A 14,723-nucleotide genomic window follows, 5' to 3' on the forward strand; every position below is an offset into this window, starting at 1 on the left:
CGGCTTGCTTCGTACGGGGGGCGCAGGGTGTGACGGGCCCGGGAAAAACGGGTGCTGGGGAGGAGGGCCGGACGCCAGGATGGAAGCATGACGAGTGAGACGCGCGAGACGAGCCAGCAGGACGCGACAGGAGTGGCCCGGCCGCTCGCGCTGGTGACGGGAGCGGGACGTACGACGGGCATCGCGGCGTCCGTGGTGCTGGACCTGGCCCGGGCCGGCTGGGACGTGGCCTTCACGTACTGGACCGCGTATGACGCGCGGATGGAGTGGGGCACGGAGCCGGACGCGCCCCGCGTGTTGCAGGAGATGGCGGCGTCACTGGGGGCGAGGACGTACGCGGTCGAGGCCGACCTCGGCGACCCGACGGCCCCGGCGCGGCTCTTCGACGACGTCGAGCGGGAGTTGGGGAACGTCGCCGCCCTGGTGCTCTGCCACTGCGAGTCGGTCGACTCCGGCTTGCTGGACACCACGGTGGAGAGCTTCGACCTGCACTTCGCGGTCAACACGCGGGCGACGTGGCTGCTGATCCGAGAACACGGGCTGCGATTTCGCGGAGAACACGGAAGTGGCCGGATCATCAGCCTGACCAGCGACCACACGGTCGGCAACCTGCCCTACGGGGCGAGCAAGGGAGCCATGGACCGCATCACCCTGGCCGCCGCGCACGAACTCGCCCACCTGGGAATCACCTGCAACGCGATCAACCCCGGGCCGATCGACACCGGGTGGATGACCGAGGAACTCAAGGCGGACATGGTCCGCGGCACGCCCCTGGGGCGCCTCGGCGTGCCCCAGGACTGCGCCAACCTGGTCACGTTCCTCTGCTCGCCGGCGGGCGGGTGGATCAACGCGCAGCTCCTCCACAGCAGTGGGGGACTTGGCTAGTCCGGCGGGTGGGCCGGTGCGGGCCGGGCGCATCGTGCGCCCGGCTCCGGTGGCGCGTGTCCCGGCGCCCTGCGCCCCGCCCCGGCAGCCCCGGCCGCAGCAGGGGGCCGACGTACCAAATCCGTGGTCGCCGGCCCCGCGCCCCGCCTCAGACGCCGGCGTTGAGGAAGAGGCCGCCGTCCACCACCAGGTTCTGGCCGGTGACCCAGGCGGCGTCGTCCGAGAGCAGGAACGCCGCCGCGCCCCCGATGTCCTTCGGCACGCCGAGCCGGCCGAGCGGATAGGCCGCCGCTGCCTCTTCCTCGCGCCCCTCGTACAGGGAGGCGGCGAACTTCGTCTTGACCACCGCGGGCGCGATCGAGTTCACCCGCACCAGAGGTGCCATCTCGTGCGCGAGTTGCACCGTCAGGTTGATCATCGCGGCCTTGCTGATGCCGTACGCGCCGATGAACGGCGAGGGCGCCAGGCCGGCGATGGAGGCGATGTTGACGATGGCGCCGCCGTGCTCCTTCTGCCACGCCCGGTACGTGCGCTGGGCGAAGCCGAGGGCCGAGACGACGTTGGTCTCGAAGACCTTCCGTGCCACTCCGAGGTCGAGTTCGGCGATCGGGCCGAACACCGGGTTCGTACCGGCGTTGTTGACCAGGAAGTCCACCCGGCCGAAGACCTCCATCACGCGCTCCACCGCCAGCGCCTGGTGGGCCTCGTCGTGGGCCTTGCCCGGCACGCCGATCACCCGGTCGGCGCCGCCAGGGACCGTCGCGCCGAGCGCTTCGACGGCGGCGCCGAGCGCTTCCTCGCCCCGTCCGGTGACGCACACCCGGTGGCCGCGGGCGAGCAGGGCCTCGGCCACCCCGTACCCGATGCCCCTGCTGCCGCCCGTGATCAGGGCGACCTTGCCGCTGTCCGCTGTGCTCATGGGTTCTTCCTCCCTCACCCGTTGCGGGCGTTCGTGGGCGTTGCGGTCAGTTGAGCGGGCCGCCGGCGACGTACAGCACCTGGCCGGAGACGAAGCCGGCCGGGTCGCCGGTGAAGAACGCGATGGCGTTGGCGATGTCGTCCGGCTCGCCCACCCGCTGCACCGGGATCTGGCTGGCGGCTGCGGCCTTGAAGTCCTCGAAGCCCATGCCCACCCGCTCGGCCGTGGCCGCGGTCATGTCGGTGGCGATGAAGCCCGGGGCCACGGCGTTGGCGGTGACGCCGAACTTGCCGAGTTCGATGGCGAGCGTCTTGGTGAACCCTTGCAGACCTGCCTTGACGGCGGCGTAGTTGGCCTGGCCGCGGTTGCCGAGCGCGGAGCTGCTGGAGAGGTTGACGATCCGGCCGAACGCGGCGTCCACCATGTGCTTCTGGCAGGCGCGCGACATCAGGAACGCACCCCGCAGATGCACGTTCATGACCGTGTCCCAGTCGGATTCGGTCATCTTGAACAGCAGGTTGTCGCGGAGCACGCCGGCGTTGTTCACCAGGATCACCGGGGGGCCGAGCTCCGCCGCCACGCGCGCCACGGCGCGCTCCACCTCGGCTGCGTCCGAGACGTCGCAGCGGACGGCGAGGGCGGTGCCGCCCGCCGCCACGATCGTCTCGACGGTGGCCGCGCAGGCCGCCTCGTCCAGGTCGAGCACGGCGACGGCGCGGCCCTCGGCGGCCAACCGCACGGCCGTGGCCGCGCCGATGCCGCGGGCCGCGCCGGTCACGATGGCAACGCGCTGTTCGGTGGTGGACATCCGGTCTCCTCGCCTCGGGAGCGGCGCCCGCATCCGCATCGGCCCCGCCGACCCGAAGACTGAGCAACCGCTTAGTAGCGTCAGCAGACGAGACGCTAGAAGCCGGACCACCCCCTGTCAACGGTGTCCGGTTCAGCGCACCAGCAGGTCGAGCAGGCGCTCCACCTCGGCCTCGGCGTCGGTGGTGAGCCCGGTGTGCACCGGCCCCGGCTGGACGACCGTACTGCGCGGTGCCACCAGCCAGCGGAAGCGCCGCCCGGCGGCGTCACCGGCGGCCTGCCCCGCCTCCACACCGCCGTGGCAGACGCCTTCGACGGCGCCGAGCGCGGCCCGTACGCCGGCCACGTCCGCCGTGGGGTCGAGGGCGCGCAGCCGGTCTTCGTCCAGATGGGTACGGGCCGCGACCAGCGACCGCGCGTGGCAGTACAGGACGATGCCCGCATTGATCGACTCGCCGCGCTCCATCCGGGGGACCACGCGCAGCAGGGCGTACTCGAAGACGTCACGTCCGTTGTGCAGACCGCTCACTGCGCCGCCTTCCCTTCGGTCCACACCCGGAGCCAGGCGGGCGCCTGGGAGGGTCGCTTCGTGGTGGGCGGGCCGAGCGTGATCCGCTCGTGGATGGTCGCCACCCGTTCGAGAAGGCGCTCGACGTACGCGGCCCGCAGTCGGTCGGGGCCGTCAGCGCCCTCGAAGCCCGGCTCGTCCACCAGCCACTCGTCGGGCACGTCCGCGGCGACCTCGGTCAGCAGTTCCCTGGTGACCTTGGGCGCGAGGGCCTTGGCCGCGGCCGTCACGTCCGGGTCGAACGGGGCGAGCACGTGGTCGGACGCGTCGTAGGGCTTGGCCGCCGCCTTGGCCGCGGTCGGCCAGTTGTGGTGCCAGATCATCGTGGCGCCGTGGTCGATGAGCCACAGCTCGCCGTGCCACACCAGGAGGTTGGGGTTGCGCCAGGAGCGGTCCACGTTGTTGATCAGCGCGTCGAACCAGACCAGCCGCCCCGCGTCCACCGGCTCGACCGCGAAGGCGAGCGGGTCGAAGCCGATCGACCCCGGCAGGTAGTCCATGCCCAGGTTCAGCCCGCCACTGGCCTTCAGCAGCTCCTGCACCTCCTGGTCGGGCTCGGCCAGCCCGATGACGGGGTCGAGCTGCATCCGCACCAGCTCCGGCACCCGCAGCCCAAGACGCCGCCCGAGCTGCCCGCAGATGACCTCCGCGATCAGCGTCTTGCGCCCCTGCCCGGCCCCGGTGAACTTCATGACGTACGTACCGAGGTCGTCGGCCTCGACGATCCCGGGGAGCGAACCGCCCTCACGCAGCGGCGTGACGTAACGGGTCGCTGTGACTTCTGTCAGCATTTCCCTAGGCTATCCGCCCCTTCCGACCCTTCCGCCGCACCGTCCCCGGCCGGTGAGAGGGGCCGAGGTTCCGGCGGGCGGAGCCGATGTCCCGGGTCGTACGCGGGCAGCGCCCCCGGGCTTGGCGGACCGCGCCGGTGCGTCGGAGGTCCGTCGAGGGCCCGCTCGGCCGGCCTGCGCCCCCAGGGCCTCGTCCGGGCGGGGGCCGTTGCCTGACACGCGCCGCCCGAGACCGATTTCACCGCGCTGACGTGCGCGGACGCGGTGCGTGGCGGCCATTGTCAGTGGCCGGGGGTACGTTCGTATCCGTCAAGCACGAACGGACCGGAGGAACACCCAAGTGACCGACATGCTGCCCGAGTCCTGGCAGGGCGCCCTGGGCGACGAACTGCACCAGCCGTACTTCTCGCGGCTCATCGAGTTCGTCGAAGAGGAGCGGGCTCGGGGCCCGGTGTACCCGCCGCGCGAAGAGGTCTTCGCGGCGCTGGAGGCCACCCCGTACGACCGGGTCAAGGTGCTGATCCTCGGTCAGGACCCCTACCACGGCGAGGGCCAGGGGCACGGTCTGTGCTTCTCGGTGCGTCCGGGCGTCAAGACCCCGCCCTCGCTGCGCAACATCTACAAGGAGATGCACGCGGAGTTGGGGCATCCCATCCCGGACAACGGCTATCTGATGCCGTGGGCCGAGCAGGGCGTGCTGCTGCTCAACGCGGTGCTGACGGTGCGCGCCGGTGAGGCCAACTCGCACAAGGGCAAGGGCTGGGAGACCTTCACCGACGCGGTGATCCGCGCCGTCGACGCCCGCCCCGAACCAGCGGTCTTCGTGCTCTGGGGGAACTACGCGAAGAAGAAGCTGCCGCTGATCGACACCGAGCGGCACACCGTGGTGCAGGGCGCGCACCCCTCGCCGCTGTCGGCCCGGAAGTTCTTCGGCTCCCAGCCGTTCACCCAGATCAACGAGGCCGTCGCCGCACAGGGCCACCAGCCGATCGACTGGCGGATACCCGACCTCGCCGCGTAGCCGCCGAGCGCGCCCGGAGGCGCCCCGGGGGTGGCCGCCCCCTCCGGACGGGGCCGGAGCAACCGGGTGCGGGCGGGTGGTGCCCGCCGCCGAGTGGATGGCCTTCGGGCCGCTTGCCCCGCCGCCCTGGTGCGGGTCCCGTGAGTACGGGCGCTGTGGGTGCGGGCTCGGCCCGTGGGAGGGACATGGGACGGGCTCGGCCTGCGGGACGGTCATGCGGCGGCCCGGCCTGCGGGGGGCCTCGCTCCCACGCGGGGCGGTGCCGCGTCCCGCGCGTCGAGCCCGCCGTACGTTCGCCCACCGCGGTGCCGGCGCAGCAGGAGGACGGCTGGGCGTGGGGCGTGGGTGGGACGTTCGGTACGCCGGCCGGGTCGTCTCCGACCAGGTCGGGGGCGTCCGCTGGCGCCTCGACCGTATTCCGGATGGCGGCGGTTAGCGTCGGGCTGACCAGGGGGGCGCCGGATGTCACAGACGGGAGGCGGCCATGGTGGCCAAGCGGCAGGAGGAGGCGTCGCCGGACGCCGTGCTGACCCGGATCGGCCAGGCGGTGATGCTGCACCGGGGCGGTGATCGCGAGGAGGCGCGGAATCGGCTGGCCGCGTTGTGGCAGGAGGTGGGCCCGGACGGCGACTCGCTGCACCGCTGCACGCTCGCGCACTACCTGGCCGACACCCAGGACGACCCGGCTGACGAACTGGCCTGGGACCTACGGGCCCTGGCCGCGGCGGACAAGCTGACGCGGGTGCCGGGCGAACCACCGGACACCCGGGCCGAACAGGCTCCGGCGGCCGGGCCGGCGGGCACCACGACGAGCCGCCCCGGCGACGCGGACGCACCGGGCGCGGACGGGCGACGGGGGGCCGCCGTGGTCCGCGGGTTCTACGCCTCGCTGCACCTCAACCTGGCGGCCGACTACCTCAAGCTCGGCCGGCTCGACGCGGCCCGGGCCCAGCTCGATCTGGCCATGGCGGCGTCCGGTGCGTTGGGCGACGACTCCTACGGCGAGGGGGTGCGGGTGGCGATCGGGCGGATGGCGCTGCGGCTCTCCGGAACCGTGAGCGAGCACACCGCGCCACCACGCCAGCGCCCCTGGTCGTGAGCGGGACGACAGACCGGATCACCGCAGGTCAGACCAGACCGCAGAGCAGATCCGACCACAGGCCGGACCGGGTGCCTGCCGGGACGGAGCCAGAGGTCGGGAGCGACCAGGGGTGGGTCCGTGGTGGGGGAGTGATGCGCGCGAGGGGTCGGTGGCGGGGCCCACCGGGGGCTGGTCGGAGCGTTCGGGGCGTCGTGCGCTTGCGTGTAACCGGCGTGGCGCGAGGTCGGGGCGGGGCTCCCGTGGGGGACGGCAGGCGGCGCGCGGCCGGGAGCGGCGCGCGGTGCGCCGCCGCCAGGGCGGCCCGCCGGTGGGGAAGGGGGCCGGCCACTGGGCGGCGCGCAGCACGGGCCGGTGCTACTCGCCGGTGGCGCCGTCGATGCGCTCGCGGATGAGATCGGCGTGGCCGTTGTGCCGCGCGTACTCCTCGATCATGTGGATGTAGATCCAGCGCAGGCTGAACACCTCGTCGCGGCGGGGAGCGGTGTCATCGAGCGTGCGGCCGGCAGCCGCCTCACGGGCTAGCGCGATCTCCTCCCGCCAGGCGGCGAAGTCGGCCTCGGCGTCGGCGTCGACCAGGTCGAAGTCACCGTCGGGGCGCTCGGTGGACCAGTAGCGGGGCGGGGCGTCCTCGCCGCTCAGCACCCGACGGAACCAGTTGCGCTCCACCTCCGCCATATGGCGTACGAGACCGAGCAGTGAAAGGGGCGAAGGCGGCGTCGAAACCTCCTGCAACTGGGCCTCGGTCAGCCCCTCGCACTTCTGGGCCAGTGTTTCGCGGTGGTAGTCGAGCCAGGCTTCGAGCATGCGGCGCTCCTCCGCTATCAGGGGTGGCTCCTGGCGGTCGGCGAGGATCGCAGCGGATGTGGTCGGGGTGTTCTCGGGCGTAGTCATGGCGGTCATGATGGTCTGCCCCTGCGCCGCTGGCCAAGCAATATCCGCTGTTTGCCGACCGGACACCGGTGCAGCGTGTAGGGGGGAGCAGGGGAGACCGCAGGGGATTCGGGACCGGGCCGGCCGGGCGGGGGATGCCCTGGTCAGCGCCGTACGCGCGGCACGTATGCTGCCCGCGCAGGGTAGGGCAACGAGGCAGCACCGGCGCCGGGAGCGGGACCTCCCGGACGGCGGGGGCGCTGCGAGGCGCGCCGGTTGGCGTGTGGATGGAGGAACGTCTGTGAAGGTCGGCTGCATTGGCCTGGGAGACATCGCACGCAAGGCGTACCTGCCGGTCATCGCCGCTCAACCGGGTGTGGAGCCGCATCTGTCCACGCGCACCCCGGCCACCTTGCACAGCGTCGGCGACGCGCTGCGCATCCCCGCGGCGCAGCGCCACCAGGATCTGGACTCGCTGTTGGCGGCCGGGCTCGACGCCGCCTTCGTCCACGCCCCCACCGCGGTCCACGCCGAGATCGCCACCCGCCTCATCGAGGCCGGCGTGCCCACGTACGTCGACAAGCCGCTCGCCTACGAGCTCGCCGACAGCCAGCGCATCGTCTCCCTCGCCCAGCAGCGCGGCGTCAGTCTGATGGTGGGGTTCAACCGGCGCTACGCCCCCGGCTACGCCCAGTGCCTTGACCACCCGCGCGATCTGATCCTGATGCAGAAGAACCGGGTCGGCCTCGCGGACGAGCCGCGCACGCTCGTCCTGGACGACTTCATCCACGTGGTCGACACCCTGCGCTTCCTGGCCCCGGGGCCGATCGAGCACGTCGACGTCCGGGCGAAGGTCCGCGACGGGCTGATGCACCACGTGGTGCTCCAGCTCTCCGGGGACGGGTTCACGGCGATCGGCACGATGAACCGGATGAGCGGTTCCACCGAGGAGGTCCTTGAGGTCTCGGGGCAGGGCACCAAGCGCCAGGTGCTCAACCTCGCCGAGGTCATCGACCACAAGGGGCAGCCGAGCCTGCGCCGCCGCGGCGACTGGGTGCCGGTCGCCCAGCAGCGCGGCATCGAGCAGGTCACGCTGGCCTTCCTGGACGCGGTGCGGGCCGGGCAGGTGCTCGACGCGCAGGACGCGCTGCGTACGCACGAGTTGTGCGAGCGCATCGTCACGGAGGCGCTGACGAGCTAACGGCCACCGGCCACGCTCGCACTCCCACCCGTGCCCGCGCCCGACCGCAAGAGGCCGGGTCAGCCGCTCGCCCGGCTGCCGGCTCAGTCGCCCGCCCGGCCGCCGGCGGGCTCACGCTCGGGGAGCGGCGCGGTGGGCGGTGCGGGGCGGGGGCGGCGGCGTAGCGCGCGGCCGGCGGCCAGCACGGCCGCGGTGAACAGGGTGAGGGCCGCCGCGTACAGGGGCCAGTCGCCGAACCGCACGTACGGGCTGGTGCCCCGGGCCAACGGCACGTCGTACACGGCAGCCGCGCTGCGGTCGGTGCCGAGCCGGTGTCCGACGGGCGTGCCGCGCGGACCGAAGACGGCGCTGACCCCGGTGAGCGAGGCGTGGGCGGTCGGGCGCCAGGTCTCGGCGGCGCGCAGTGCGGCCAGCGAGGCGTGTTGGGCCGGCGCCCAACTGTGCTGGAACGACGAGGTGGCTGACTGCGCGATCAGCACCTGCGCGCCATCCCTGACCAGCCGGCGGCTCATGTCGGGAAAGGCCGACTCGAAGCACACCAGCGGGCCGATCCGCAGCCCGGTGATGCCCGTCGGGACCGACAGCGAGCCCGTTCCCGCACCGCGCGGGCGGCGCGCGGGCAACCCCGCACGGTCCGCGTCCGGCACCCGCATCACCACCGACCTGGCCCCGCGCCGGCGGTCCTCGTGGGCGGCGGTGCCGAGCGAGGCGGCCCAGCCGAGCACCGACCGGGCCGGCACGTACTCGCCGAAGGGGACCAGCCGCATCTTGTCGTAGTGGTCGCCGGTCGGGCCGTGCGGGCCGACCAGGACCGCGCTCTTGTAGATCCCGGGTTGGCTCGGGCGCTTGGCGTCCACGTTGACCAGCAGCCGGGCGCCGACCGTACGGGAGAGCGCGGTCAGCCGCCGCCTGAGATCCGGCCGCTCGGTGAGGTCGGCGCCGACGCTCGACTCACCCCACACCACGAGCCCCACGCCCCGCCCGGCGAGCTCCCGGGTGAGCCGTTCCTCGCGGTCGAAGCGGTTGCCGCTGCCCTCGACGACGCCCGGCTGTACGACGGCGATGCGCACCGTGCCCGCGCGCTCGGGCACCGGCGCCCAGCACCACGCGCCGGCGACGCCCGCCGCGCAGCCGACCAGTACGGCCAGCGCCGTCGCGCGGGCGCGGGGCAGGGCCAGGGCGGCGGCCAGCGCGACGTTCACGGTGACGATCAGTGCGCTGGCCAGCCAGACGCCGCCGATGGACACCAGCCGCAGCGCCGGCTGCACCTGCCACTGGCTCGACCCGAGCAGCCCCCACGGCCCGCCCAGGTACTGCCAGGACCTGACCGACTCCACCATCAGCCAGCCGCAGGGCAGCAGCACCAGGGCGCCGGCAGCCCGCCGCGCCGCGTCAGGCCCCGGCGCGAGGAGGCGGCGCACCAGCCACCCCCATGGCGCCCACAGCATCCCGAGGCCCAGCGCCACCAGCACGATGAACCCGTGGACGACGGGCAGCAGCCAGTGGTGCACTGCCAGCAGGAAGCCGACGCCGCCGAGCCATCCCTCGCAGGCCGCCCGGCGGCCGGTGGGCGCCGAACGGATCAGCAGCAGCCAGGGCACCAGCGCCCCGTAGGCTAGCCACCACAGCGACGGGGTGGGGAACGCCAGCGCGGGCAGCGCCCCCGCGCCCAGCGCGAGGACCGACCGGCCCAGCCGCGACCGCCCCAGCCACCACCGGCCCAGATGTGCGGCGCGGCCGGGCGGACGGCCGGCCCGGGACAGCAGACGGGGTACGCGGCGCCAGCGCCGTTCCGGCTGCGGGGGGTGGGGAAGCGGGCCCGGCGACGGGGCGGGAGCGGCCCGTTCCGGGGTCTGCCGCGCGCTCTGTGACGGGTCCTGCCGTGGGGTCTGCTGCGTGTTCCGCGATGGGCCTTGCGGTGGACTGTGCGGTGGGTTCTGTGGCGGGTCCGCCGGTGGATTCCGTGGTGGGTCGCCCACCCGGCCCGGGGCGCGGTCGGTGCGCGGCAGCCACCCGCGCATCGGCTGCATCCGGCGCATGCACCCACCTCCATTCGAGCCGCTGACCCTGCGGGCTCCGGCCCGGCTGGCCGGGCCCTCCCGCCGTGCCCGTGCTGCGGTGCGCTGCCGCGGCGACGGTACCGACGCCGCCCGCCGCGCTGCACGATGTCGACACCGACCACACCGGCGCCGGCGGCGGAGCGCGGGCGCCAGGCATGAGGGAGTTGACCGCATGTTGCCGTTGGAAGGCGTCACCGTAGTCTCGCTCGAACAGGCAGTTGCCGCCCCTTTCGCGACCCGCCAATTGGCCGATCTGGGGGCCCGAGTCATCAAGGTGGAGCGGCCCGGCGGGGACTTCGCACGCCACTACGACCGGGCGGCCAACGGGCTGTCCGCGTACTTCGTCTGGTGCAACCGGGGCAAGGAGAGCGTGGTCCTGGACCTCAAGGAGGCCGCGGACCGGACCCTGCTCGACCGGCTGCTGGCAGCGGCCGACGTGTTCGTGCAGAACCTGGCGCCCGGCGCCGCCGAACGCCTCGGCCTCGGCGCGCAGGCGCTGCGCGAGCGCTGGCCACGGCTGATCGTCTGCGGGATATCCGGCTACGGGAACAGCGGGCCCTACCGCGACCGCAAGGCGTTCGACCTGCTGGTGCAGTGCGAGACCGGGCTCGTCTCGACGACCGGCACCGAGCAGCAGCCCGCCCGCGCCGGGATCTCCATCGCCGACATCGCGGCCGGCACGTACGCGTACACGGGAGTGCTCACCGCGCTGTACGAGCGAGAGCGCACCGGCTGCGGCAGCGCCTTCGACGTCGCCATGCTCGACGCGCTCGGCGAGTGGATGGGGCAGCCGCTCTTCCAGGCCCTTTACGGCGCGGCGCCCCTGCCGCGCAGCGGCGCCAGGCACCCCTCGATCGCCCCGTACGGCCCCTATCTGGCCGGCGACGGGCACGAGGTGTTCCTGTGTGTGCAGAGTGACCGCGACTGGGTGGAGCTGTGTGAGCGGGTGCTCGGGCGGCCCGATCTCGTCCGGGACCCGCGGTTCGCGGACAATCCGCTGCGCCGGCAACACGACGCGCAGCTCACCGGGGTGCTGCACGCGGCCTTCGCCGAGCTCACCGCCGACGAACTGGTGACCCGTTTGGACGCGGCGGGCATCGCCAATGCGCGTCTGCGCGACGTATCGGAGTTCGCCGCCCACCCCCAGTTGGCCGCGCGGGGGCGCTGGCAGACCTTCGACACCCCGGCCGGGCCGCTGCGTGGCCTGCTGCCCCCGGTCACGGTGCACGGCCGGCAGGCGCGGATGGGCGCGGTGCCGGGCCTGGGGGAGCACACCGAAGCGGTACGGGCGGAGTTCGGTGCGCCCGGCACGTAGGGGTCACCCGCCGGCAGGCGTCTCCTACCCTCGGGAGTGGGTCAGGGAGTAGGCCGGGGCCGCGCCGCGCGGCCCGTCCGCTCGTACCGACGCGTCAAGGGAGAGCCGCACATGACCGAGCGCAAGCCCCCCGGTGTCAGTTTCGAGAGCTTCGTCGACCGGCAGATCCGGGAGGCCGCCGAGCGGGGCGAGTTCGCCCGGCTGCCCGGCTTCGGCAAGCCGCTGGAGAGGCCCGACGCGCCGTACGACGAGTCGTGGTGGATCAAGGAGAAGATGGCCCGCGAGCAGTTGTCCTTCCTGCCGCCCAGCCTGGTGCTGCGCAAGGAGGCGGAGGACGCGTTGCAGGCGGCGACGGCGGCGCCGTCCGAGCGGACGGCACGCCGCATCATCGCCGACATCAACGACAAGATCCGGGCCGCCCTGGCCCGCCCGCCGGAGGGACCGCCGCTGGGCCTGGTCCCCTTCGACGCCGATGCGGTGGTGGCGGACTGGCGTGCCGTGCGGGAGAGCGAGGGGAGTGAGGGGCGGGGCGTGTAGCGCGCCCGCGCACCGGTCCTGCGGTACGCGTACGGCTGGCGCTGTTGGCCCGCCGCCAGCCCGGCCCCCATACGCGCACGCCCCGTCCCACGGCCGGCGGGCCGGCTGGGAACGGGGCGGGTGAGCGCTCTTCTCGATGAGCTGACGAGTCGACGGGGCTCGACGTGAGGAGAGACGACCGTGGCCCCGGCCAGAGGCATCCCCGGCCGGGGCCACGCGGGTCAGTCGGCCGACTCGCCCGCGTGCGGGCTGAGGACGTCGAAGCCGACGAGGGCGAAGATGACCAGGCCGAGGAGTACGCGGTAGTAGACGAACGGCATGAAGCTCTTCGTCGAGATGAACTTCATGAACCAGGCGATCACCGCGTAGCCCACCACGAAGGCGATGATCGTGGCGAAGACCGTCGGGCCCCAGGACACGTGGCCCTCGCCCGCGTCCTTCAGCTCGAACGCGCCGGAGGCCAAGACCGCCGGGATGGCCAGCAGGAAGGAGTAGCGGGCCGCCGCCTCGCGGGTGTAGCCGAGGAAGAGGCCACCGCTGATGGTCGCGCCCGACCGGGAGACGCCGGGCACCAGCGCCATGGCCTGACAGATGCCGAAGAGCAGGCCGTCGCGGGTGGTGAGTTCGTCCAGGCCCTTGCGGCGCTTGATCGCACGGTGTCGGCCGCCGAGTTCGTCGCGGGCCGCGAGGCGGTCCGCGACGGCCAGCACGATGCCGAGCACCACCAGCGTGGTCGCGATCAGCCGCAGGTCACGGAACGGGCCGTCGATCGCGTCCTGCAACGTCAGGCCGAGCACGCCGATCGGGATCGAGCCGACGATGACCAGCCAGCCCATCTGGGCGTCGTGGTTGCGCCGCATCTCCTTGTTCACCAGCGACCGGGCCCAGGAGGACACGATGCGGGCGATGTCCTTGCGGAAGTAGATGATCACCGCGGCCTCGGTGCCGATCTGGGTGATCGCGGTGAAGGCCGGGCCCGGGTCGTTCCACCCGGCGAAGGCCGCCGTCAGCCGCAGATGGGCACTGGAGGAGATGGGCAGAAACTCGGTCAAGCCCTGGACGAGTCCGAGGATGAAGGATTCAAACCAAGACATCGATATCTATGCCATCCAAATGCTGATCACGTTCTGACCAGCAAGGATGCGGGTCAAAGGCGGTTTCTGGGCAGGCGTGCGGCGCGGGATGCGCGGTCATGCGGGGCTGGGTCTGGCCGGACTCATGCTGGCTTTCGCTGAGTGAGCTGACGGGGCACTGGCAGGCAGCGCGGCACCGGGGCCACGGCCCGACCACGATCATCCACCAGTCAGGTGGCAGCGTAGCGCCCGTTCGGTGCAGCGCGGAAAGAGCCCTCCGATCCGGGACATCGAAGCCCTGTCATGCACCTGACGCTGTGCCGGATGGTGCGCCCGGTGCCGCCGGTACCTCGGGCGGGGTTTCGGGCGCGGCTCCAGGGAGGGAGGCGCCCGCGCCGCTGCCGGCGCGCAGCCCCCCGCGCTTGCGCCAGGCGACCACCGTCGCGGCGAGCCCCGTCACGGCGATGAAGGCCAGCGCGGCGAGGAAGACCGGCGAGGTGGGGGCGGAGGCGCGGCTGCCCGCCACGACGTACGCGGCCGTGTTGGGCACGCTACCGAGCCCCGTCGCCAGCAGGAACGGCCACCAGCCCATCCGCGAGACCGCCGCACAGTAGTTGGCCGCGGCGAACGGCACCCCGGGGAACAGCCGCAGCGCCAACATCGAGCGGAAACCGTGGTCGCTCAACTGTCGATCGGCCGCCGCCAACCACCGGGCCCGCAGCAGCGGCCGGAGCGCGTCCTGACCGAGCAGGCGCCCGAGGCCGAAGGCGATGCCCGCGCCGAGCACGGTGCCGGCCACGGCGGCCGACAGCCCGGCCTGGCTGCCGAACAGCGCCCCCGCCGCGAGGTTGAGCAACGGCCGCGGCACCAGGGCCGAGGTGCACACCCCGTACGCCGCGGCGAACAGCACGACCGCCACCGCGCCCGAGGACTGCGACGGCCACCCCTCGCGCAGCAGGCGCTGCGGTTCGCAGATCGCCACCGTCACGCCCGCGCTCACCAGCAGCACCACGAGCAGCCCGAGCCGGGCCCGCGGCGAGAGCAGCGCCCGGGCCCACCGCGTGGCGCGGCCGGGGGAGGGGACGGCAGGTTCGAACACCGCTGGAGCGTAACCGACGCCGGTGGGTCCCGGGTGTCCCGCGGACGCCCCCAATCGAAACTCCCGGCGGAGCGCGGACCGGGCCGCGGCCCCGACCGGCGGCGGCCACCGACACCCGCGACGCAGCCCACGATGCCGAGACCGCAGCACCACAGCAGCACCACGACGGCCCTACGACAGTCCTGCTGCAACCCCATGACGGCCCTGCGGCGGCCCGACCACGACCCCACGCCGCCGCCACGACATCCCCACGACGGCCCCGAGAGTCCTCCGGCGGTGCCCTACGACGCCTCCGGCGATCCCGTACGACACCTACGACCGTCCCGTACGCCACCCGCGACACAGCCCTGCGACGCCCACGGCAGGCCCAGGACGCCTACGGCAGCCCGGACCGCGCCGGGCGGACCCGCGTGACCGGCGAAAACCGCTCGACCAGGCCGCGGGCGGGGGCCATGATCGGGCCATGGTCCGCTCC

At 73.4% G+C, this 14,723-nt stretch carries 14 protein-coding genes; 6 read left to right on the plus strand and 8 right to left on the minus strand.

Annotated features, from left to right (window positions below):
• Positions 1-87: 87 nt before the first annotated feature.
• Positions 88-885, plus strand: coding sequence for an SDR family oxidoreductase (locus tag ACMA1D_RS13255; protein WP_414724126.1), 798 nt, complete (start codon positions 88-90; stop codon positions 883-885).
• Positions 886-1,033: 148 nt separating this feature from the next.
• On the opposite strand, the gene ACMA1D_RS13260 is transcribed toward ACMA1D_RS13255, so the two are convergent.
• The 4 genes from ACMA1D_RS13260 to ACMA1D_RS13275 form a co-directional block, all read right to left on the minus strand.
• Positions 1,034-1,804, minus strand: coding sequence for an SDR family oxidoreductase (locus tag ACMA1D_RS13260; RefSeq protein WP_414724127.1), 771 nt, complete (start codon positions 1,802-1,804; stop codon positions 1,034-1,036).
• Between the two features lie 46 nt (positions 1,805-1,850).
• The gene (gene fabG / locus ACMA1D_RS13265; protein WP_414724128.1) at positions 1,851-2,612 is read right to left on the minus strand and encodes a 3-oxoacyl-ACP reductase FabG; all 762 of its coding nucleotides are present in this window, start codon (positions 2,610-2,612) and stop codon (positions 1,851-1,853) included.
• Positions 2,613-2,744: 132 nt separating this feature from the next.
• Positions 2,745-3,140: a DUF3037 domain-containing protein gene (locus ACMA1D_RS13270; RefSeq protein WP_349989721.1), complete on the minus strand. Its 396-nt coding sequence runs from the start codon at positions 3,138-3,140 to the stop codon at positions 2,745-2,747.
• The gene (locus tag ACMA1D_RS13275; RefSeq protein WP_414724129.1) at positions 3,137-3,970 is read right to left on the minus strand and encodes a HipA family kinase; all 834 of its coding nucleotides are present in this window, start codon (positions 3,968-3,970) and stop codon (positions 3,137-3,139) included. Before ACMA1D_RS13275 ends, ACMA1D_RS13270 begins: the two co-directional genes overlap by 4 nt.
• Before the next feature lie 340 nt (positions 3,971-4,310).
• Between ACMA1D_RS13275 and ung the strand changes: the two genes are divergently transcribed.
• The gene (gene ung / locus ACMA1D_RS13280; protein WP_414724130.1) at positions 4,311-4,991 is read left to right on the plus strand and encodes a uracil-DNA glycosylase; all 681 of its coding nucleotides are present in this window, start codon (positions 4,311-4,313) and stop codon (positions 4,989-4,991) included.
• Between the two features lie 487 nt (positions 4,992-5,478).
• Positions 5,479-6,090 carry a hypothetical protein gene (locus tag ACMA1D_RS13285; protein ID WP_414724159.1) on the plus strand — a complete coding sequence of 204 codons (612 nt, stop codon included), beginning with the start codon at positions 5,479-5,481 and terminating at the stop codon, positions 6,088-6,090.
• Between the two features lie 357 nt (positions 6,091-6,447).
• On the opposite strand, the gene ACMA1D_RS13290 is transcribed toward ACMA1D_RS13285, so the two are convergent.
• A complete protein-coding gene (locus tag ACMA1D_RS13290; RefSeq protein ID WP_414724131.1) occupies positions 6,448-6,993 on the minus strand; it encodes a DinB family protein in 546 nt (181 codons plus the stop codon).
• Between the two features lie 271 nt (positions 6,994-7,264).
• Between ACMA1D_RS13290 and ACMA1D_RS13295 the strand changes: the two genes are divergently transcribed.
• A complete protein-coding gene (locus ACMA1D_RS13295) occupies positions 7,265-8,164 on the plus strand; it encodes a Gfo/Idh/MocA family protein (protein WP_414724132.1) in 900 nt (299 codons plus the stop codon).
• An 83-nt stretch (positions 8,165-8,247) separates the two neighbouring features.
• Here the strand turns inward: ACMA1D_RS13295 and lnt are convergent, their stop codons facing one another.
• On the minus strand, positions 8,248-9,888 hold the full coding sequence (gene lnt / locus ACMA1D_RS13300) for an apolipoprotein N-acyltransferase (RefSeq protein ID WP_414724160.1): 1,641 nt from the start codon (positions 9,886-9,888) through the stop codon (positions 8,248-8,250).
• A 508-nt stretch (positions 9,889-10,396) separates the two neighbouring features.
• Here lnt and ACMA1D_RS13305 point away from each other — a divergent pair.
• Positions 10,397-11,539, plus strand: coding sequence for a CaiB/BaiF CoA transferase family protein (locus tag ACMA1D_RS13305; RefSeq protein ID WP_414724133.1), 1,143 nt, complete (start codon positions 10,397-10,399; stop codon positions 11,537-11,539).
• Between the two features lie 111 nt (positions 11,540-11,650).
• Complete coding sequence (locus ACMA1D_RS13310) at positions 11,651-12,076, plus strand: DUF1992 domain-containing protein (protein WP_414724134.1); 426 nt, start codon at positions 11,651-11,653, stop codon at positions 12,074-12,076.
• Positions 12,077-12,297: 221 nt separating this feature from the next.
• Here ACMA1D_RS13310 and ACMA1D_RS13315 read toward each other — a convergent pair whose 3' ends face one another.
• Together ACMA1D_RS13315 and ACMA1D_RS13320 are read right to left on the minus strand one after the other, a co-directional pair.
• Positions 12,298-13,170, minus strand: a complete 873-nt coding sequence (locus ACMA1D_RS13315; RefSeq protein ID WP_414724135.1) for an undecaprenyl-diphosphate phosphatase — start codon at positions 13,168-13,170, stop codon at positions 12,298-12,300.
• Between the two features lie 280 nt (positions 13,171-13,450).
• A complete protein-coding gene (locus ACMA1D_RS13320; protein WP_414724136.1) occupies positions 13,451-14,248 on the minus strand; it encodes a TVP38/TMEM64 family protein in 798 nt (265 codons plus the stop codon).
• Positions 14,249-14,723: the final 475 nt, after the last annotated feature.

Origin of the sequence: Streptomyces sp. 796.1 (assembly GCF_047525675.1) — a bacterium.
Taxonomy (GTDB): Bacteria; Actinomycetota; Actinomycetes; order Streptomycetales; family Streptomycetaceae; genus Streptomyces.

Excerpts from the sequence above, each read along its gene's own strand:
- ACMA1D_RS13255 (WP_414724126.1), top strand. The coding sequence starts at position 88 with ATGACGAGTGAGACGCGCGAGACGAGCCAGCAGGACGCGACAGGAGTG.
- ACMA1D_RS13260 (WP_414724127.1), bottom strand. The coding sequence starts at position 1,804 with ATGAGCACAGCGGACAGCGGCAAGGTCGCCCTGATCACGGGCGGCAGC.
- fabG (WP_414724128.1), bottom strand. The coding sequence starts at position 2,612 with ATGTCCACCACCGAACAGCGCGTTGCCATCGTGACCGGCGCGGCCCGC.
- ACMA1D_RS13275 (WP_414724129.1), bottom strand. The coding sequence starts at position 3,970 with ATGCTGACAGAAGTCACAGCGACCCGTTACGTCACGCCGCTGCGTGAG.
- ACMA1D_RS13290 (WP_414724131.1), bottom strand. The coding sequence starts at position 6,993 with ATGACCGCCATGACTACGCCCGAGAACACCCCGACCACATCCGCTGCG.
- ACMA1D_RS13305 (WP_414724133.1), top strand. The coding sequence starts at position 10,397 with ATGTTGCCGTTGGAAGGCGTCACCGTAGTCTCGCTCGAACAGGCAGTT.
- ACMA1D_RS13310 (WP_414724134.1), top strand. The coding sequence starts at position 11,651 with ATGACCGAGCGCAAGCCCCCCGGTGTCAGTTTCGAGAGCTTCGTCGAC.
- ACMA1D_RS13315 (WP_414724135.1), bottom strand. The coding sequence starts at position 13,170 with ATGTCTTGGTTTGAATCCTTCATCCTCGGACTCGTCCAGGGCTTGACC.